Source organism: Saccharicrinis sp. 156 (assembly GCF_050589685.1).
In the GTDB taxonomy this organism is placed as follows: domain Bacteria; phylum Bacteroidota; class Bacteroidia; order Bacteroidales; family Marinilabiliaceae; genus Saccharicrinis.
This window is the reverse complement of sequence record NZ_JBNGOS010000014.1, coordinates 78,311-99,005: the sequence shown is the minus strand read 5'-3', so window position 1 is coordinate 99,005 and position 20,695 is coordinate 78,311. Positions and strand designations below refer to the sequence as shown.

Annotated in this window: 13 protein-coding genes; 9 read left to right on the top strand and 4 right to left on the bottom strand. The window is 39.8% G+C overall.

The features are described 5' to 3' along the window. Window positions 1–105: 105 nt before the first annotated feature. The 4 genes from ACRD64_RS10865 to ACRD64_RS10850 form a co-directional block, all read right to left on the bottom strand. A complete protein-coding gene (locus tag ACRD64_RS10865; protein WP_430933372.1) occupies window positions 106–2,367 on the bottom strand; it encodes a TonB-dependent receptor domain-containing protein in 2,262 nt (753 codons plus the stop codon). 104 nt (window positions 2,368–2,471) lie between these two features. Beyond that, a complete protein-coding gene (locus tag ACRD64_RS10860) occupies window positions 2,472–2,885 on the bottom strand; it encodes a hypothetical protein (protein ID WP_430933371.1) in 414 nt (137 codons plus the stop codon). 462 nt (window positions 2,886–3,347) lie between these two features. Beyond that, window positions 3,348–3,545 carry a hypothetical protein gene (locus ACRD64_RS10855; RefSeq protein WP_430933370.1) on the bottom strand — a complete coding sequence of 66 codons (198 nt, stop codon included), beginning with the start codon at window positions 3,543–3,545 and terminating at the stop codon, window positions 3,348–3,350. A gap of 80 nt (window positions 3,546–3,625) precedes the next feature. Beyond that, window positions 3,626–4,852: a hypothetical protein gene (locus tag ACRD64_RS10850; RefSeq protein ID WP_430933369.1), complete on the bottom strand. Its 1,227-nt coding sequence runs from the start codon at window positions 4,850–4,852 to the stop codon at window positions 3,626–3,628. 181 nt (window positions 4,853–5,033) lie between these two features. On the opposite strand from ACRD64_RS10850, the gene ACRD64_RS10845 reads away from it, so the two are divergent. The 9 genes from ACRD64_RS10845 (at window position 5,034) to ACRD64_RS10805 (ending at window position 20,686) form a co-directional block, all read left to right on the top strand. Continuing rightward, window positions 5,034–6,839, top strand: coding sequence for an FAD-dependent oxidoreductase (locus ACRD64_RS10845; RefSeq protein WP_430933368.1), 1,806 nt, complete (start codon window positions 5,034–5,036; stop codon window positions 6,837–6,839). A 207-nt stretch (window positions 6,840–7,046) separates the two neighbouring features. Continuing rightward, a complete protein-coding gene (locus tag ACRD64_RS10840; RefSeq protein ID WP_430933367.1) occupies window positions 7,047–8,327 on the top strand; it encodes a glycoside hydrolase family 117 protein in 1,281 nt (426 codons plus the stop codon). 37 nt (window positions 8,328–8,364) lie between these two features. Then, entirely contained in the window at window positions 8,365–9,657 is a 1,293-nt protein-coding gene (locus ACRD64_RS10835) for a glycoside hydrolase family 117 protein (protein ID WP_430933366.1), read from the top strand. 120 nt (window positions 9,658–9,777) lie between these two features. Next, a complete protein-coding gene (locus tag ACRD64_RS10830; protein ID WP_430933365.1) occupies window positions 9,778–11,067 on the top strand; it encodes a glycoside hydrolase family 117 protein in 1,290 nt (429 codons plus the stop codon). A gap of 9 nt (window positions 11,068–11,076) precedes the next feature. Next, the gene (locus ACRD64_RS10825) at window positions 11,077–13,392 is read left to right on the top strand and encodes a family 43 glycosylhydrolase (RefSeq protein ID WP_430933364.1); all 2,316 of its coding nucleotides are present in this window, start codon (window positions 11,077–11,079) and stop codon (window positions 13,390–13,392) included. A gap of 16 nt (window positions 13,393–13,408) precedes the next feature. Continuing rightward, entirely contained in the window at window positions 13,409–15,052 is a 1,644-nt protein-coding gene (locus ACRD64_RS10820) for a sodium:solute symporter family protein (protein WP_430933363.1), read from the top strand. Window positions 15,053–15,265: 213 nt separating this feature from the next. Beyond that, window positions 15,266–17,545, top strand: coding sequence for an FAD-dependent oxidoreductase (locus tag ACRD64_RS10815; RefSeq protein WP_430933362.1), 2,280 nt, complete (start codon window positions 15,266–15,268; stop codon window positions 17,543–17,545). Between the two features lie 274 nt (window positions 17,546–17,819). Next, window positions 17,820–19,529, top strand: coding sequence for a glycoside hydrolase family 2 protein (locus tag ACRD64_RS10810; RefSeq protein WP_430933361.1), 1,710 nt, complete (start codon window positions 17,820–17,822; stop codon window positions 19,527–19,529). Between the two features lie 2 nt (window positions 19,530–19,531). Further along, on the top strand, window positions 19,532–20,686 hold the full coding sequence (locus tag ACRD64_RS10805) for a glycoside hydrolase family protein (protein WP_430933359.1): 1,155 nt from the start codon (window positions 19,532–19,534) through the stop codon (window positions 20,684–20,686). Window positions 20,687–20,695 lie beyond the last annotated feature (9 nt).

Here is a 20,695-nt window from a genome sequence, read left to right as displayed (position 1 = left end):
TTTATTAAATTAAATCATAGAACCTGAAAAAAATGCATAAGCAGTTTAACATTGATATCAAATTACCTTTTTACTTTATTGGCTTTGTGCTTTATAAACTTAGTATTAAAAACTTATATTCAACGAACCAAACACATTCCTTCCCGGAGCAAAAATAGGATCTGTTGTTCCACGCACCGAACGACTTAAGTGTTCGTAGTAATTCTCGTCGAATAGGTTGTTTACACCTGCGGCAATCTGAACAGCATTGGAAATTTGATACGATAGTTTTACATCCAACAATGAAAATGATGGTGTTTTTGTTTCTCCATATTCAGATGAAATGCGCGATTGTTCCATTACATGACGGAAGTTAAGCTCTGGCCGAAACTTATCCCCCAAAAATGACCCTCGCAATGTATATCTAAAATCAAGCGGCGCTATTTCTGGCAGAGGTTCTCCTCTTTCCAAATCTTCGGCATAGGTGTACGCTAAACCCATTTGATGCCGCAGCCCCGCAAATAGTTCCTGTGTCCAATTAATCTCGAGACCGGTTTTAAAAGCCTTATCAATATTTACAAACTGGCGTACGCCGGGACTGTTGGGCAATCTTGTGGTCAAATTGGTGTCGATCACCGATGAAATAAAGTCCTGCATAAACGAAGCAAAAAAATCAAAATCTATGACTGATTTCTTCGTGGCCCATTCAAAAGTTAAATCCACCTGGTTGTTGATCTCCGGATCTAAGTTTGGATTACCCAACATCTCGTAGGGATCTTGCCCTACGGGAAAATAATTAATAAAACGTTCTGTTAATCCTGCACTACGTTGCGCTCTGCCTAGCCATAGTCCTAATGTAACCGTCTTATTCAATTTTAGTGAGGTTCCCAAACTGATGCTCGGGTTAATCTGTGTCTTGTCTGTTTGGGAGTACACTTGCATAAACTCCGTACTACCATCGTTAACTTTAGAGTTATTAACCTCCATCCTACCAGAAAAAACAAAGTGATATTTCTCTGTTTCGAGATGGTACTCTCCAAACAATCCCCCTTTAGCGATACGACTATCTTGCCAGGCATTATCCTCAACTGTTTTTCCTGCATTGGGCCCCATCAAAAATTCGCGAACCCTGGTTCCCTCCGCTCCTTCCACGCGCCAGTCTGCCCCTGCAAATAGGGTTCCCTTCGTAAACTTCCATACTCCTTCGCTACGCCCCCCGTAGTTATGAGTCTTTGCCGGAGTTTCAGCATTCATGGTTCGCGGATCCAGGTTTTTCAGAAGATTATCCATTAAGTGATCTACAAAAGAGGCAAAAAAAGTAGTATTCCAGGATTTTAGCCGATCATTGTTAATGTTCATATCGTGCCGGGCGTTCATCATCCAGGTATCATCTTCCCGCAAGTCCATTGGCAGTGCAGGAAAATCCACATCGCGAGCCATATTGTAAATGGCGGAAACTCTCAGTTGCTGTTTAGAGGTAAGCTTAAGTCCGATAGTAGTTCCAAAACTCCCCCTCTCAAAGTCGGATTGAACAGTTTGATCATTTCCTGCCTTATAATCATCCCCTTGTGCCCAGGCTCCAAAAAAACTAAGGTCATAGCTTTTGCCACGAAACCCTAATTGAGCCTCACTAGTTAAGGCCGATCCATTACTTTCGTAACCTGAAGATAATCTGCCATAAACATCAGTTTTGTCCGTAAACTTAAGCTTGGCAGGAACAAAGTTTACTGTTCCTCCAAAACCTGTCCCATATCGCAAAACGTGCGGGCCTTTAAGCACCTCAATCTTATCAATCATGTTGGGCGCCATCTGGCTTGTAGGCGGATCCATCCTGTTAGGACAAGCAGCCGTAGCGCTTTGGGCTCCATTTAAAACGATATTGAGCTGGTCGTATTTAAATCCGCGTAAAACGGGGTCAAAACCATACTTCCCACTTTTGCGGATACTGTTTAGCATGGGTGTCTGATTTAGCACGTCCGCTCCATCGTGCGCCATTCTGTCCTGATATCCCAGTTTCAAACTGGATGATGGTGTTTGACCTGGCCGAACAGCTAACACCGTTACCGGGTAAAGACTTACCGAGACACTTTTTCGATAGTATATTCCGGGTTTAAATAACTGTACTAGTTGATCTGCACTCCACTCCCACTCTCCATAGTTGAGATGGGACAGTTTCATGCTAACTTCTTCTTTCCAAGTAAATTTAATCGTTCCGTTTTCGTCAGAAACGCCTGTTTGATTTCCATACACATAAGTTGTGCCTTGAATAGGCATCGAACTCTCCTCATCCAGCAACTTGATGTGCTGTTGTGCATATATTCCGGTCATGTTCATGAGTAACAACATCAAAATCATGAACACATGCTTGATAGTTTTTTTAAATTTCATAAAATGATTTTAGGTTGATCCAATTTTGTATACCAGACACAACGCTTTAAGGACTGTACATTTGCGCACGCCAAAAGCACTCTCCAATAGTTACATGGGGAGATTTATAAAGTAAATTGTAATAAGAATTTCGGAGGTCGGAAAAACTTATTTATATAACCGGATCTTTTGAATGGTGTATTAAAGTATTGTTTTTGCTTTTCTTTAATCGATGAATTAGATTTTAATAATATATCAAATTCAGGCAGAAATAAATTTAAAACGGAATTTTCCTTAAAATTTTTTGACGTTTCGCTTTGAGGGTTTTCTTGTGCTTTCTTTAATTGCTTTTTTAAATGGCACTTACCATTACAAGTGTTATCAGGCTTATCTTTATTAACGCAAAGTACCTTGGCAATATAATCCTGGTGTATTTTAAAGTCGATGACAATCCAAATCCTGCCAATGGTTGGAAGCAAGAATAAGATGATGGTTAATATGGATAGAGTTTGCTTCAAAATAATACCATGAGTTACCATTATTTATTAGGAGAATATACTATTTGCATTTTCAATTCCTCAAGGAATCATTTTTGGACTACATATCCAGCTTAACTTCTTTTTAGCCATTTGAATATTTCAATTTTGCTTCTTTCGTTATATTACTAGTTGCGACCGTTACATTCTTATTCGGAACATTTTCAGAAAGTTTAAATGTTTGAATATTTCTGCCTTTTTTGATTTACATATTCCGATACCGGTATCTTTAGCATAGAACCGGAACACGTTGGTTTTATGATTCATTTCGCATCCAATCAAAATAAAACCATTAAACTTCTAACCTCCCATACCCAAATTACAAGTGCGCCATAAACTAGAATAAAGCAGCGGACCGTTTGATAATTACATGTAATACCAGGTAACATCTAACATTACCAATCCCCAAATGGCAAGTATAAATTTTGAGATATAAACAATATTACCGAATTGCACAAAATAATATTAAAACAGCAATACCAAAACGCTACTCCCTCCTAAAATCAACGGTGTTAATTTTAGCTCCATAAGTAAATGAAGATTACACAGTAAAATAAGAAAAGGAGCGGATGCAAAGGTGGTTGCCGAGATAAAATATCCCTCATTGCCAATCTGGTCTGTATTACCAAAAATATTATCTTTTACAGACGCTAATTTACCCATAGTGCTACAGTAAGAATATGTATTTTGCGAAGGTTCCTATTGATTAAACCACTACAATTTAATAGGAAATATCCCAACTATCAAAAATCTTTGTCAAAAACACACTCTTCTTCCACAAATAACTTTACATGATCAACAGAGCCACTGCCGTGAAATTCAACGGTAGTCCCAACGATTTCGCCAATAGAGTTTTTATACTCTCCTGCAAAAACTTCTTTGTTATTCACCAACAACTGAACATTTTTTGATTGGTTCGTGATTTCTACATCAAACCACTCATTGCGATTAACGACAAGACTACTTAAGTCCTCTTCTAATCCGGTCCTTTTAATTTCACTAATTCCATAAGAAGAATAAGTGCTACAACCTTCGCCTACAAATTTAAAACTAATCTCTCCACTAGTCCCCACCACAACAACATAAGTAGAATAACAACGAACTGCAGGCCAAAACGAACTTGTTTTTAACCTGGCTTTATAAGTAAATAAATCCCCATTAATTCCTGTTTTTTTGTAATTATCCAAGCGTACGGAAATGATTTCAGTAGTATCAATTCCTAAAGATGATATCGTTTTGGGAGAGACATGGAAAACATTACTTTTAACTGCTTTTTCTAACGGAACCGGATAATACCGTTTTCGCGTTTCTGCATTATAATCACCAAAATAGTAATAGGTGAAAGCCTGCCAGCCATTAGTTTTAACCAATATTTTGTCGGACCGCGCAATAACCTCGCCTCTACTCCTCAGTTTAGCCTCAAACTGCCCGGGATAAGCATAAAAATGAGAGATCGCTTTTTGATGGTTGACCTGGTGAAATTCTGAATTGTCTCCAAAATCAATAAAAACAGAATCCTGAGTTTCTTGTATTTCAAGATCGAAATAGGCTGTTGTTGGGCAATTGCCTTCTGTTTTAACCAACTGAATAGTGGCCTGAATAGGACTATTTTTTATTAAAGTTTTATTATTATCGAAACTGATGGTATAAAAAAAACCAATAACAATAATTAGCAAAGGAACCAGATACCATATGTATTTTACACTACTTTTTTTAGGATTAGTAGTAAAATCAAATTCAGTATAGTTAGCAAGAGCCTCCAGGGTACTTTCTTGTGGCGAATAATTTGCATCTGTCTTTACCTTACCAAATATTCGCTTTAGTGTAGCTACGCTTATCAAGACTTTGGTCTGCTGATGGACCGAAAAACTGAGATCTTCAAAATCGCGATTTTTCCAATTCACCCCCCTTCCGCGGTTAAACTTTTTCTCTACCTGTTTTAAAATTTGCCGTGTAATATCCTTGTTCATTCTTGAGATTCCATATAAATCCCCAAATACAAAACACTCATTTATACACACTTAACCTATTCACTGTTTTGTTTCGGGAAAGAATAAGCTAATATGTGAAAATTTCTGATGTTATCCATAATTTTAAGGTAGAAATCAGTTTATGAAACTTAATAGGAATCACTACATCTATATCAGTGTTATGGATAAAATTCTAAATAAACTAAGTAAAGTAATATTCATATTACTTCTTTGCACTCTTAATATACATGGACAACATAAGTATTTATTAGAAGCAGAGTCTTTCAAAAATCGTGGTGGTTGGAAAGTAGATCAACAGTATTTCGATATCATGGGATCGTCATATTTATTGGCGCATGGTATGGGCGAATCAGTCAAAAATGCTTCAACCAGTATTGTGCTGCCTAAAAAGGGAAAATATCATATTTGGGTGCGAACAAAAGATTGGGCGCCATTTCCTGTTGGACCGGGTAAGTTTCAGCTTAAAATAGGAAAGAATTATACCAAAGAGTTTGGCGCTTCTGGAGAAAAAGGATGGAAATGGTATGAAGGGGGTACAGTTCAAATAGATGATCCTTCCAGTATTAAAATTGTATTAAAGGACTTAACTGGTTTTGCCGGAAGATGTGATGCGATTTACTTTAGTTCAAGCAAAAGAGATGTCCCACCCAATGATTTAAAGACCATGAATCCGTGGCGCAAAGCGCTTTTAGGTTTATCAGATACTCCTGAAACTAAAGGGAAATACGATGTAGTGGTTGTTGGAGGCGGAATGGCCGGTATTTGTTCGGCTGTTGCAGCATCACGAAGTGGATTAAAGGTTGCATTGATTCAAAATCGTCCTGTATTAGGTGGCAATAATAGCTCTGAAATACGTGTTCACCTGATGGGGTATATCGACAGGGAAAATGATTATCCGGCATTGGGTAGAATAGTGCGAGAGTTGGATAATGGTGATCCTCATAATGCCAATATTGATGGCAAAAAGTATGGCGATAAACGAAAAGAAAGTGTGGTTAACTTTGAAAAGAACATCGACCTGTATTTAAATATGCATGCTTATGAAGTAGAAATGGATGGGGCAATAATAAAAGCAGTTATTGGTCGTCATATTTCAACCAACCAGGAGCTAAGATTTGAGGGTAGTTTTTTTGTGGACTGCACCGGTGATGGAACCATTGGCTACGTTGCAGGTGCTGATTATCGTTATGGCAGGGAGAGTAAAAAAGAAACAGGCGAATCATTAGCGAGAGATAAAGCGGACACCTTCTGCCTGGGGACGTCAAACATGTGGCATGCTTCTAAATTCGATGATGTTTCTTCATTCCCGGAAACGCCATGGGCCCTGCAGTTCTCCAATGAATACTTTTTAGATGGTCCTACATCGGAATGGTTTTGGGAAACCGGTTTTAATAATTTCGATGCACTTTCTGAAGCGGAAGAAATTCGCGACCACAACTTTAGGGCTGTTTATGGAAACTGGTCGTACCTGAAAAATAATTTGAAAGAAAAATACAGTCATTATAAACTGGATTGGGTTGGATATATTGGAGGTAAACGAGAATCCAGAAGATTAATGGGCGATTACATTTTCTCGGAGATGGATCGGGATCATACTAATCCTCGTCAGCCGGATGCCTTTATTCCTACAACCTGGTCTATTGATTTGCACTATCCACAAGATGAGAATAGTACATATTTTAAGGGTCAGGAATTTCTTTCAAAAGCAGTGCATAAAAGGGTAAAACCGGCGCATGTTCCATATCGTTGTCTCTATTCTCGAAATATCAGCAACTTATTTATGGCGGGTCGGGATATTAGTACCACCCACGTTGGTTTTGGTTCAACGCGAGTGATGCGTACCACTGGATTAATGGGGGAAGTTGTTGGTTATGCAGCGAGTCTGGCGGTTAAATATGGTACCGATCCAAGAGGTATTTACGAAAAACATCTGGAAGAATTGAAAAGCATATTAAGAGGTGAATGAAATTAACACAATAATTTATTAATCAGTCATGGTGATCAGTTTCCCCTTCATAAAGGAGGGGGAATGATGTGAAGGCACGGGGAATCAGATATTTTTTTTTAGAACTAAGTTTTAGCATTTCATAAACTAAAAGCATCTGCCATCTTCTTCGTTGAGATACTCCTCCTTTGTATGGAGGAAAGCCAACTGCCGTAAAAAGAATATAAAATGAAAAAACTAACTTATTTTTTAACAGCATGTATTTTTATTGCTTGTACAAATCAAAAAAGCAATACCGAGAGTAACAAAACACCTTTTCCCTATACCATCACGGAAGAAACAGCTAACAGGGAGGGAATGAGTGCTGCCATGAAACGTAGTTTCCAAAACTACAGCCATATTCATCCTCGAAACAATGAGTTATATTCTCAATTTAAATATACACCGGTTAAAGGATTGGATTACAGCAATCATGATGGAACCATTACGCGTCGTGATCCTTCAAAGGTAATTTTTGAAAATGGAAAATATTATGTCTGGTATACCAAGCGTGATACCCCTGTTATTCCGGTAGGCGCAAAAAATGCCCAAAAAGCCAACGACACCATACCATCAACCGATTGGGATTTATCAGAAATATGGTACGCGACCAGTGAAGACGGTTTTACCTGGAAAGAGCAAGGAGTAGCTGTACCGCGCCCACCTAAACCACATGTAGGATGGCGTTCGGTTACAACTACCGATGTACTCAAGTTTAAAGGGAAGTTTTATTTGTATTACCAGGGTTTTATGGAAGCCAGTGGGTTAAAAGGCGATTATTGTCCTGTGGCTGTATCATACGCTGATTCACCAGATGGCCCCTGGACGCCAACCAACGAAATCGTCATCCCTAATGGACCAGAAGGTGCGTGGGATCAATATGCTATTCACGATCCTTATCCTTTGGTACATGATGGTAAAATCTACCTATACTATAAAAGCGCATTTAACCGCCCTGAACCGGTTTGGGTAGGTGGTGGTCTGGCCATTGCAGATCACCCGCTAGGACCCTTTAAAAAACATCCACTGAACCCTGTTTTGAATTCAGGTCATGAGGTAACATTATTCCCTTTTAAAGAAGGAGTTGCAGCTATTATTGCCAAGGATGGCAACGAACATTTTACCGTTCAATATGCCAAGGACTGGGTAAACTTTGAAATAGCATCAATCACCGAAATGGTTCCTATCGCAACCGGACCTTTTGTTCCTGATGCTTTTACAAACACAAAATATGGACAAGGGATTACCTGGGGAATGTGCCACTTCATCAATGCAGGGAAATACGGTGTGAACCAGCATTCTATTTTGGCTCGCTTCGATTGTGATTTAAGTCTTGAAGTTGATGACCCAAACATGAAACGGACAGGACTATGGCAAGATATTGACATCTATTTTAAACAAGGATTAAATAAAGAACAAAGAGAGCGAATTGAAGAGCAAAACAAGAAATTGAAAAAAGAAAAGGAGTAAACAGGCAACTGTCAATTACTTAATAAATCAATCTATTATGAAAATAAAATCTACAATAATCGGAGCACTATTATTTGGCATATTCAGTTCTTGTACTACAAAACAAGAACAAACCAGGGGTACATTTGAACCTCAGGTGTTCCCGCATAAAATGCCTACAGAGAAACCTGATTACCCTATTAGCTCTGCAGTTGACCGTATGTTCGATTACCCAACTCCACGGGTTCAGGACAATGAGCTGTTTTCTCAGTTTAAATATACACGTCTGGAAGGATTTGATTATAACGGTGGTGATGGAACCATCTCTCGTCGCGATCCTTCTCGCCCTGTTTTGATTGATGGCAAATACTATATGTGGTATACTAAACGACACACAGAAGTACCACCAATTGGCTGGAACAGGGCCGCTGAAGCTACCGATGTGATACCTTCTACGGATTGGGATTTATGCGACCTATGGTATGCTACCTCAAAAGATGGCTTTACCTGGGAAGAACAAGGGGTGGCTGTAGCCCGTCCTGAAAAACCGGCATTGGGCTGGCGCTCTGTGGCTACTCCCGATATATTAATATGGGAAGGAAAATACTATTTGTATTTTCAGGCTTTTAACGAGCCTAGCGGAACCAAAGGAGACTGGTGCCCTATATCCATGGCTTATGCCGATTCTCCTGAAGGACCCTGGACGCATACAGGAAAAGTGCTGGTACCTTTTGGTAAAAAAGGAGAATGGGATCAGGACCAAACACAAGACCCACATTTAATTGTTTACAAAAATAAAATCTATTGCTACTACAAAGCAGCCTATAACAAGTGGCCTGATGTAAGAGATAAATATGCAGTAGCCCATGGTTTGGCCATTGCCGATAATCCTTTTGGTCCTTTCGAAAAGCACCCTTTAAACCCGGTTTTAAACTCAGGTCACGAAACCACTTACTTTCCATTTAAAGAAGGGATTGCTGCTTTAGCCATTAAAGACGGTAACGAAGCACAAACCATGCAATATGCAGAGGATGGTGTAAACTTTAATATTGCTGCAACAGTGGAACTTACTCCAACAGCTTGTGGCTTTTATACACCAGATGCTTTTACAGGGACAGAATATGGCAGAGGGGTGACCTGGGGCGTTTGTCATTTTATCAACGCAGCTACTTCTCCTGATAAGAAACACTCTATCATAGCTCGAGTAGATTGCGATTTAAGTCTCGATGTGGATGAAAAATGGTTTAAGAGTACCGGTGTATGGCATCGACCAGAAGTTTATTTTAAGCAAGGTCTCGGAGGAATGAGGAAGCAGAGGATAGAGCAGTCAACAGTCGGCAGTCAAAGGTAAGTAGTTAAGCTCCATTAGTATGGAGTGTAATCCCAGATGTATAATAAAACATTAAACCGGAGCATCACTAATACATAACACTATAAAAGAGCCATTGGTGTCGGAAAAAACATAAAGATCATGATAAGAAAAACTAAAGCGAAACTTATTTATGTTGTTTTGGCAACAGCAATATTTACTTCATGTTCAGAAGGATCAAAGGAGCAAGTAAGTGAATCCCAAGGTGTATTTCCATTTACTATGCCTGAGGAAAAACCCAATATTCCCATGAGTTCATCTACCGAACGAATGTTTAAATACGATGCCAAACGAGTTCAGGATAATGAACTTTTTAGTCAATTCAAATACACTCGCTTGAAGGGTTTTGATTATAATGGTGGTGATGGAACTATCTCGCGTCGCGATCCTTCCAGACCTATCCTGGCTGATGGTAAATACTATATCTGGTATACCAAACGCCATACGGAGGTTCCTCCGGTAGGCTTTAGCAGAGCAAAGGAAGCTACGGATGTCATCCCTTCTACTGATTGGGATTTGGCCGATATTTGGTACGCTACGAGTGAGGACGGCACCACTTGGGAAGAACAGGGACCAGCGGTAGAACGTCCTGAAAAACCAAAATCAGGATGGCGTTCATTGGCAACACCTGATATCCTGGTTTGGAAAGGCAAATACTATTTATACTACCAGGCATTTGATGAGCCAAGTGGATTACGGGGTGACCTTTGCCCGGTTTCAGTATCGTACGCCGATTCGCCTGATGGCCCATGGACACATGGTGGCGATGCGGTAATACCTTTCGGAAAAGAAGGTGAATGGGACCAAAATGCAACGCATGATCCACATCCTATTATTTTCAACGGAAAAATTCATATCTACTATAAAGCTGCCTACAATAAATGGCCGGATAAACGTGATAATTATGCAGTAGCACACGGGTTGGTGACTTCAGAAAATCCTTTAGGCCCATTTAAAAAGCATCCGCTAAATCCAGTAATGAATTCAGGTCACGAAACCACTTATTTTCCTTTTAGAGATGGAGTAGCTACTTTGGCTATTAAGGATGGGAATGAGCGCGAGACCATTCAATATTCAAAAGACGGTGTAAATTTCAATATTGCTTCATGTATCTCATTCGCACCGACTGCCGCAGCGCCGTATATTCCCAATCTTTTTACAGAAGGAAAAGGCAACCGCGGATTCAAATGGGGATTGTGTCACTTTGTAAATGCAGGAACGCCTACAAGTACATACTCTATCATGGCTCGTTTTGATTGCGATTTAAGTTTGGATTTTAACGAATCTGGTTTTAAAAAGACGGGTGTTTGGCATAGGCCGGAAGTATATTTTGAGCAGAGCATGGAATCGCTTTATTTTCACCCTGAGGGTAGGTACAAAAAGGAAAAGTAAAAACTTCTTATGATGAAAATTAGATATTTTATAACGGCAATAGTGTGCTGCCTATCAATACTTATTCAGGCTCAAACCGACTTCAATTTTGCGGAACTACTCCCCGAGAAGTTTGATAAAGCAAATATCATTGAGGAAGAAGATTACAATGTGTGGGGAACGAATATTATAAAAGGAAACGATGGAAAATACCATGCTATTTACTCGCGTTGGTTAAAGTCAAGAGGTCACCATGGCTGGGTAACACATTCCGAGATTGCTCATGCTGTCTCGGATAAATTGACAGGTCCTTATACATTTAAAAACGTAATTCTTCCTGCTCGTGGAAGGGATTTTTGGGATGGTGACTGTACTCACAATCCCCACGTAATGGAATATAAGGGTAAATATTACCTATACCATATGGGTAACCGGGGAAGCGGTTACTGGGACAATACACCTGATGACAGGATGCCGCTTTATAAAGATGCTGAGTGGTGGGTAAATCGTAACAATCAACGCGTTGGTGTAGCTGTAGCCGATGATTTAAATGGTGAATGGAAACGTTTTGACAAACCATTGATAGATGTAACCGGCAACCGAATGATGACCTCAACTCCAACTATTTCTCGCAGGAACGATGGCATATTTTTATTGGCTTATAAGTATGTTGAACCTCATCCGAAATTTAAAAACGGAAAAGTGGTTCATGTAACCGCTACATCACGTTCTCCAATGGGACCTTTTGCGGATACGGGTATACCATTTATCACACACCCAACAGCAAGTTTTGCTATTGATGATCATGTGGAATGGGTATTCAACGGTAATTATTATTGTATTGCCAAAGATTCTCGCGGAGCCTGGAGTGATTATCCGGATGGCTCTACTATGTTGTTTGAGGGTGATGATATGGGCCTTAGATGGAATCCAGCTAAAAACTTCTTAGTGCTTAAGGCAGGTGAAATAAAGTGGACAGATGGTACGGTTACCAAAACAGCCCGTACTGCAGATATGCCTAAATTCTACATGGAAAATGGAATACCTAAAGCGCTGATTATCGCGATCCTGCCAAAGAATAGTGAGATTTCGTATTCATTGGTAATTCCATTAAAAACACCTAAGCCGGGTACTAAAGCTTTCCCTTATCAGGTAACTGAATATTCTCGTGATTATGAGTTGAGTGCTGCTTTAGATCGTAGTTTTAATCAATATCCGTCGTATGTAAATGCTGAAAATGAGCTGTATAGCCAATTTAAATACACCAAATTAACTGGACTTGATTATAACGATGGAGATGCTACCATAACCCGTCGCGATCCTTCTAAAGTGCTGTTTGAAAATGGTAAGTACTATGTTTGGTACACCAAACGTCATACTTCTATACCTCCTGTAGGAAGGTTTTCAAAGGATTACTCCGTAATGGAAATGGAAGGAGATAAAATAACCTGGAACGATACTATTGCAACAACAGATTGGGATTTAGGTGAAGTTTGGTATGCAACCAGCAAAGATGGATTCCACTGGGACGAACAAGGGGTGGCAGTTACACGTCCGGAATACCCCATTCCAGGATGGAGGGCGGTTGCAACACCGGACATTCTAAAGTTTAAAGGAAAGTATTATTTATACTACCAGGCATTTACGGAGCCTAGTGGAGTACGTGGTGATTATTGTCCTGTAGGTGTAGCTTACGCTGATAATATCAATGGTCCGTGGACACATGTTAATGAGGTAGTTATTCCAACCGGAACAAAGGGAGAATGGGATCAGTTTGCCATTCAAGCACCAACACCGTTAGTACATGATGGAAAGATATATGTGTATTATAAAGCGGCATTTAACCGCCCACAAACAGTCTGGAGTGGTATTGGTTTGGCTATTGCTGAAGACCCACTGGGACCATTTGAAAAACATCCATTGAATCCTGTTCAGAACTCAGGACATGAGATTTGCTTTTTCCCATGGAAAGAAGGAGTGGCTTCTTTAACTATCCGCGATGGTAGCGAACACTTTACCATTCAATATGCAAAAGACTGGGTCAATTTTGAAATTATGGCCATTACTGAAATGATGCCTGTGGGACCTAATGCCTATATTCCTGATGCTTTTGCCGATAATGGTGATGGACGCGGTATCACCTGGGGTATCGGTCACTTCATCAACTTTAAAGGAAAGGAAGCGAAAAGATGGCATTCAGAATTATACCGTTTCGATTGTGATTTAAGTCGTGACATTCACGACCCGGAAATGAAACATCATAATTTTTTAAGAAATCCGGACGAGTATTTCAAATATGGATTGAGCAAAAAGCAAATAAAACGAATTAAAAACGCGAATAAATAGAAAACGAGATTATTTTATGGGACATATAGATATCATAGCCATATTTGTTTTTACCGCACTGGTTTTTATCAGCGGAATGAGTTTTTCTCGTTCTGGTAAAAATATGAAATCATTTTTTGCTGCCGGCGGTGCACTTCCCTGGTGGATGAGCGGGCTATCGCTTTTTATGAGTTTCTTTTCGGCAGGAACATTTGTCGTTTGGGGCTCCATTGCCTATCAGAGCGGTTGGGTTGCTATTGCCATTCAATGGACCATGTGTATTGCAGGTCTCATCATTGGTTTTGTTATCGCTCCTAAATGGCAAAAAACAAAAGCACTTACTGCCGCCGAATATATTACAGACAGATTTGGATATAGAACACAGAAGATTTACACTTACCTGTTTCTTTTTATTTCCATTTTTACTACCGGCGCTTTTTTATATCCGGTAGCCAAAATTGTAGAAGTATCCACAGGTATTCCAATTTATGCCAGCATTGTTTTTCTAGGGGTGCTAATATTGATTTATACTGCAGTGGGAGGACTATGGGCCGTAATTGTAACCGATGTACTCCAGTTTGTGGTATTAACAGCAGCCGTATTGATTGTCGTACCTCTGTCGTTTGACGCTATTGGTGGGATAGATAATTTTATTGCGAAAGCTCCCGATAACTTTTTCAATTTTGTTAATGAAGAATATTCACCTTCCTTCCTGGTGGCATTTGGCTTATATAACCTCTTTTTTATAGCTGGTAACTGGGCGTATGTACAACGATACACCAGTGTGGCCTCTCCTAAAGACGCCAAAAAAGTAGGTTGGTTGTTTGGAGGTTTGTATGCAGTTAGTCCTTTAATATGGATGTTACCTCCAATGATATACCGTGTATTAAATCCTGATTTGGGTGGCTTGGCTGATGAAGGAGCATACCTATTGATGTGTAAAGAAGTATTGCCGGTTGGCATGTTAGGTCTGATGTTAGGTGGAATGATATTCGCCACATCCAGCTCTGTAAATACTACCTTAAATATTTCAGCAGGTGTTTTGGCCAACGATGTATACAAACATTTTAATCCGAACACCACCGATAAAAAACTGGTAATGGTTGGTAAGTGGTCTACTGTTGGTCTTGGTATCCTAACCATCATCATTGCTCTGATGGTACCTTATTTTGGAGGCATTGTTGAAGTGGTGATGACCGTGGCTGCACTTACTGGAGGAGCTATGTTTTTGCCACCTATCTGGTCGTTGTTCTCAAAAAACCAAACAGGCAAATCTGCATTAACGGTAACCATCATCTCATTACTAATTAATGCTTTCTTTAAATTTTTGGCTCCAGCCTTACTTAATATTGAATTGGGGCGTGCCATGGAAATGGCACTGGGTGTTGGATTACCAGTGGTACTAATGGCTATTTACGAAATCATTTATATCATTAAAAAAGCTGAAACAACACAATACAATGAATACCAAAAAATATTATCCAGCAAAGGTTCTGAAGAAACAGAAGCAGACGAAGGGAACAAACGGGGTGCCCGTGTAATTGGAATTGGAGTTGCTGCCACCGGTGGCATTGTTCTTATACTGTCTTTCCTGGCAGAAAACGGTGCTGGACTGGTTGCTGGTATGGGTATAGTTGTAGCATTGCTGGGCTCCGTGATTATTTATAGAAATAGAGGGTGAACAGTTTAACAAGAATCTGTTAACAGTAATTTACTATCGCCCCAAAAGACAATATGTAATAAGAAGAAGGAAAAATGTAAAGAGGAGGCTGATAGATGATGGGCTTTGAGAATAAAACCCTTACTGGATAAGAAACACGTGTTGTAAATCAATTTTCACCACAGAAAAGAGTAGAATTGATTTACATGATGTAAAATAAAAAAATCTAAAAATATGATACAAGAGGAATATTCAATAGATAAACGACATAATAAGCAAATTCAAATTCAGGCTGATTTTGTAGTGATTGGAGGTGGGCTTTCAGGTGTTTGTGCAGCTATCACAGCAGCCCGCAAAGGAACAAAAACAGTATTGGTACAGGACAGACCTGTGCTGGGTGGAAATGCCTCTTCTGAGGTGCGCCTGTGGGCTTTGGGAGCAACCTCACACATGGGAAATAATAACCGATGGAGTCGTGAAGGTGGTGTGATTGACGAGATAATGGTGGAGAACCTTTATCGAAACAAAGAAGGGAATCCAGTGATTTTTGACACTGTATTATTGGAGAAAGTAGTGAATGAGGAAAATATTACCCTACTGCTGAATACTTCAGTTTCAAGTGTTGAAAAGTCGGATGACAGAAACATCAAAAGTGTGTTTGCCTTTAATAGTCAAAATTCTATCGAATATACCATTAATGCTCCATTGTTTTGTGATGCGTCGGGAGATGGCATCGTGGCTTTTCAGGCTGGAGCCAGCTTTAGAATAGGTGCAGAATCAAAAGAAGAATTTGGGGAATTATTCGCACCGGATAAATCTTATGGACAGTTATTGGGACACTCCATGTTCTTTTACACGAAAGAGGTGGATCATCCGGTTAAATACGTAGCACCATCATATGCTTTAAAAGATATTACCCAGATACCTCGCCACAAAATCATCCGCAAAGATATGACAGGATGTAATTTTTGGTGGTTTGAATATGGTGGGCGTCTGGATACCATTCATGAAACAGAGGAGATCAAATGGGAACTTTCTAAAGTTATTTTTGGCGTTTGGGATTATATCAAAAACTCAGGAGAGTTTAAAGGCGTTGAAAATCTGACCCTGGAGTGGGTTGGTAATGTTCCGGGTAAACGTGAGAGTCGTCGTTTTGAAGGTTTGTATATGATGAAACAGCAAGATGTTCTCGGACAGCAAAGCTTTGACGATGCCATAGCTTATGGTGGCTGGGCGCTTGACCTACATCCTGCTGATGGTGTATACAGTGAGTTGTCGGGATGTACCCAATGGCATTCCAAAGGGGTATATGATATACCTTATCGAAGCTTTGTAAGTAAGGATATTGATAATCTGTTTCTGGCGGGTAGAATCATCAGCTCGTCGCATGTGGCCTTTGGTTCAACCAGAGTGATGGTGACGTGTGGCTTTGGTGCTCAGGCGGTAGGGATGGCAGCAGCCGTATGTAAAGAGGATAACTTGTTGCCGGCACAAATACTTGAGAAGGGAAACATAAAAAAACTACAGAATGAATTAAACCTGACTGGTCAAAGTATTTTAAATGTACCTATCGATTCAGCCAGTAACCTGGTAAATGTTGGTCAACTTTCAGCATCTTCCAGTTTAAAGCTTTCGCAAATACCAGCCGATGGAGATTGGTTAAAGTTAAATGTTTCTGCGGCTCAATTATTACCCGTGAAAGCAGGTCAAAGATATTCGTTTAAGGTAACTGTTAAAGCAGAAGAGACTACGGAACTTGACGTTCAATTACGTAGGTCTGAAATGGCAACTAACTACACACCGGAAATTATCCTGGAATCAAAAACGATTGGATTAAAACAAGGAGAACAAGTCATTGAATTCAGCTTTGATGCAACTGTTGAAGAAGATTTATATGCCTTTGTCACCTTTATGCAGAACAATAAAATCAGCATACGCGAAAGCAAAGAGTTGATTACAGGTGTGATGACGGCCTTCAACGGAGTTAACGAAAAAGTATCAAATGACGGTAGTCAAAGACCACCTAAAGGAATTGGCGTGGATGAATTTGAGTTTTGGATTCCTAATCGTCGACCGGAAGGTAAAAATATGGCCATGGAAATTACACCAGCTATCGAAGCATTTAACGTTCAGAATTTAGGGAACGGATTTGTTCGTCCCTGGCTTACTGCCAATGCCTGGGTTGCTGATTTAAATGATGAAAAACCAGCATTGAAAATCGAATGGCAAGAAGAAAAAGAAATATCCGAAATCACCTTGTTTTTTGATACTGATTTTGACCATGCCATGGAAACCGTGCAATATGGTCATCCTGAAGATGTGATTCCGTTCTGTGTTCAAAATTATGTCATCAAAACATTAGACGGAGAGTTGGTAAGAGAAGTAACCGGGAATTATCAAACGATTAATAAAATAAGTCTTGATACGGCTTTAAAAACGAAAGGTTTAGTGATTGAAGTTGAACATCCTTCAGCCCATGTACCTGCTTCTGTTTTTGAGGTGGTTTGTAGGTAATAAACCCCAACAGGGTTAGACATGAATAGCCCGGGGTTTTAACCCCGGGTATAGTAAAGAAGTAAATCCGACGCATCACAAAGGTGTGAAATAATGCAAGTCAGCTTTGCGCCGGAAACTAGTTGTTCAAATATAATATGCCAATAGATTTCTATCTGTTTAGCAGGCTAACAACTCAACCTTATGTTTAGGCTTAAGCCATTTTAAACTGAATATATTGCACGGGATAAATCCCGTGCCTAGTTATATGATAACGGTGAAAAATTAATTAACTATGAAATTCATCTACACATTAATAATTGCATTTGGAATTGGATTCTTTGGGAATGCCCAAACGCAAAAACAATCCTTAAACGGACAATGGAACTTTTTAGCTTCCAACTCCAAAACGGAATATGAGGTTATCGCCAATTACAAAATCGACTGGGATACTATATCTGTTCCTGGAAACTGGGATACTCGTGAGAGATATTCTGAGTATGTTGGTAAAGGATATTATCAGCGTGAGTTTAATATTCCATCATCATGGAAAGGTAAGCAGATACGAGTTCAGTTTGGAGCTGTGTATCAAACTTCAAAAGTATGGGTGAATGGTCATTTCTTAGGCGAGCATGTAGGTGGCTACTTACCTTTTGAATATAATATTACGAACTATATAAATTATAATCAACCCAATAAAGTGTTGGTGCGTGCTGATAATACATACAAACGTGGGGCCTGGTGGGCCTGGGGTGGAATTAGCCGTGATGTTACTTTAGCATGCAATGAAGATGTTCGTATGGTTTATCAGCATATTGCAGCTATTCCTGATTTTGAAGCGAACCAGGTAAAATTTATTCTTAAATATAAAGTTGAGAATAACTCGTGCAGAAACTACAAAGGGCGTATTATGTCCGAAATATCGAATATACCAAACCCTATTATTACTAAAATATCTTTGGATAGTCATCAGACTAAAGTTGAGGAAGTGACTTTTGAAAAGGAACTTACCGATTTTCAACTGTGGGATTTCGATAACCCAAATTTGTATACCTTAACCAGTAAACTGGAAATTAAAGGGAAGGCGGTCGATTCTGATACCGATAAGTTTGGTATTCGCAAGTTGGAGGTTCGTGGTGAACAATTGTTCTTAAATAACACAGCTGTTAGAATGAACGGGCTCAATCGCGTTCATGACCATCCAAAGTTTGGGAATACAGAACCCGACCATTTGGTAAAGCAGGATATGCTCGATATTAAATCATTGGGATGTAATTTTGCCCGATTGATGCATGCTCCGTTATCCAAAAACTTGCTGGAGGTATGTGATAGTATTGGGTTTTTAGTGATAGAAGAAATACCTGTTTGGGGTAATGACGATCCGCAATCATTTCCTGATAATCCACTTACTAAAAAATGGTTAAGCACCTTGGTGGAGCGTGATTTTAATCACCCTTGTGTGGTGGGTTGGAGTATGGGTAATGAATTGCGGGATTCTGTTCCTAACTGGGGCAAGAAACTTCTTACCACACGTCAGCACGATTATATCGCCTCCATGTTGGATTATATCGATGAACTGGACACAACACGCTTAAAAACGTATGTAAGTCTTACTTGCTACAGCCAGGGTGTAAACCTCAGCAACGAACCAATCGATAAGGTAGATTTTATTTGTTTGAATTCATATGGTAACTCAGCAAAGGCTGTCCGAACAACACATGAGAACTTTCCTGGTAAACCTATTTTTTTATCTGAGCTAGGGAGAGGTCAAATTGGCCCGGCACCAAACTCAAAATTGCAAGATGATTTAGTGGGTTATATGAACGAAATGAAAACATACCCTTACCTAATCGGCATCTCTTACTGGTGTTATAACGATTATAGAAGTAATTATAAAGGAACGCCTGAATCGGGATTCCGGGAATGGGGGATTGTTGATGAGCAAAGAAAGAAAAAAGCAGCATATCAGCAGTTAAAAGAGGTATATAAAAGCTGGAATAAATAAAGATGATACGAAATTACATGATCTTTAATTCGATACTGGTTATTCTACTCTTTTGGAGTTGTTCCCCTAAAAAGACTCCGGCTACTAAAGATTTGAATATTGGTGCTTTGGTGCAGCCAGTTAGCGAAAAACACAAACTCATCAGCCAGGATTATCATATCTGGGGCGCTTCAGTTTTGAAGGGTTTCGATGGGAAATACCATATGTATTACTCCCGTTGGAAATATGAGCTGGGACATATGGGCTGGGTAACTGATTCGGAAATAGCTTACGCTGTAGCCGAAAAAGCAGAGGGGCCTTACCATGATGTTAATGTAGCCTTACCCGCAAGAGGTAAGGAGTTTTGGGACGGGACTACAACGCACAACCCTACTGTTTTTAAAAAGGATGGTAAGTACTATTTGTATTACATGGGAACTACATCGCCTGTTAAAGCCCAACAACCCACCTCAATGAAAAATAAAGACTGGTGGATTTACCGCAACAATCAGCGTATTGGTGTGGCGTGGGCAAATGGTCCGGCAGGACCCTGGCACAGAATGGACAAGCCAGTTATCGATGTAGATGAAGATCCAAGTGCACCAGATGCATTGATGACATCCAATCCTGCCATTAATATAGCCCCTGATGGGAGCATATTTGCCGTTTATAAAGTGGTAGGTAAGCAGAATGGATGGCAGCCTGTGGATATGAAAAACGACGATAGTTACCAGGTGTCTAAAGGTAGTCGTGTGCGTTATATGGTGGCTTTTGCCGATAATCCGCTGGGCCCATTTAAAAAGCATGACGAAACTATTTTTGAGATGCCAGGTTCAGAGGACGAACATATGATTGCTGAAGACCCCTATGTATGGAGTCAGGACGGTAAATACTACGCCATTGTATGCGACATAAAAGGAATATTTACAGGTGATAAAGGGGCATTTGCGCTTATGGAATCGGGGAATGGGTACGACTGGAATCAGGCAAAACATCCTTTGGTGCTGCCTAGCCGGGTATTAAAGGATAATGGAACCCGAACAGAATATAAATTAGAAAGACCTCAATTATTAGTTGAAGATGGCGTTCCCACTTTTTTGTTCGGAGCCTTGGGCATAACTGTTAACAATGTTCATCGCGGGCACGCATGTAATTTAAGGGTTCCTTTAAACAGATAAAAAATACGA

Excerpts from the sequence above, each read along its gene's own strand:
- ACRD64_RS10815 (WP_430933362.1), top strand. The coding sequence starts at position 15,266 with ATGATACAAGAGGAATATTCAATAGATAAACGACATAATAAGCAAATT.
- ACRD64_RS10835 (WP_430933366.1), top strand. The coding sequence starts at position 8,365 with ATGAAAATAAAATCTACAATAATCGGAGCACTATTATTTGGCATATTC.
- ACRD64_RS10810 (WP_430933361.1), top strand. The coding sequence starts at position 17,820 with ATGAAATTCATCTACACATTAATAATTGCATTTGGAATTGGATTCTTT.
- ACRD64_RS10805 (WP_430933359.1), top strand. The coding sequence starts at position 19,532 with ATGATACGAAATTACATGATCTTTAATTCGATACTGGTTATTCTACTC.
- ACRD64_RS10855 (WP_430933370.1), bottom strand. The coding sequence starts at position 3,545 with ATGGGTAAATTAGCGTCTGTAAAAGATAATATTTTTGGTAATACAGAC.
- ACRD64_RS10820 (WP_430933363.1), top strand. The coding sequence starts at position 13,409 with ATGGGACATATAGATATCATAGCCATATTTGTTTTTACCGCACTGGTT.
- ACRD64_RS10845 (WP_430933368.1), top strand. The coding sequence starts at position 5,034 with ATGGATAAAATTCTAAATAAACTAAGTAAAGTAATATTCATATTACTT.
- ACRD64_RS10850 (WP_430933369.1), bottom strand. The coding sequence starts at position 4,852 with ATGAACAAGGATATTACACGGCAAATTTTAAAACAGGTAGAGAAAAAG.
- ACRD64_RS10825 (WP_430933364.1), top strand. The coding sequence starts at position 11,077 with ATGATGAAAATTAGATATTTTATAACGGCAATAGTGTGCTGCCTATCA.
- ACRD64_RS10860 (WP_430933371.1), bottom strand. The coding sequence starts at position 2,885 with ATGGTAACTCATGGTATTATTTTGAAGCAAACTCTATCCATATTAACC.
- ACRD64_RS10830 (WP_430933365.1), top strand. The coding sequence starts at position 9,778 with ATGATAAGAAAAACTAAAGCGAAACTTATTTATGTTGTTTTGGCAACA.
- ACRD64_RS10840 (WP_430933367.1), top strand. The coding sequence starts at position 7,047 with ATGAAAAAACTAACTTATTTTTTAACAGCATGTATTTTTATTGCTTGT.
- ACRD64_RS10865 (WP_430933372.1), bottom strand. The coding sequence starts at position 2,367 with ATGAAATTTAAAAAAACTATCAAGCATGTGTTCATGATTTTGATGTTG.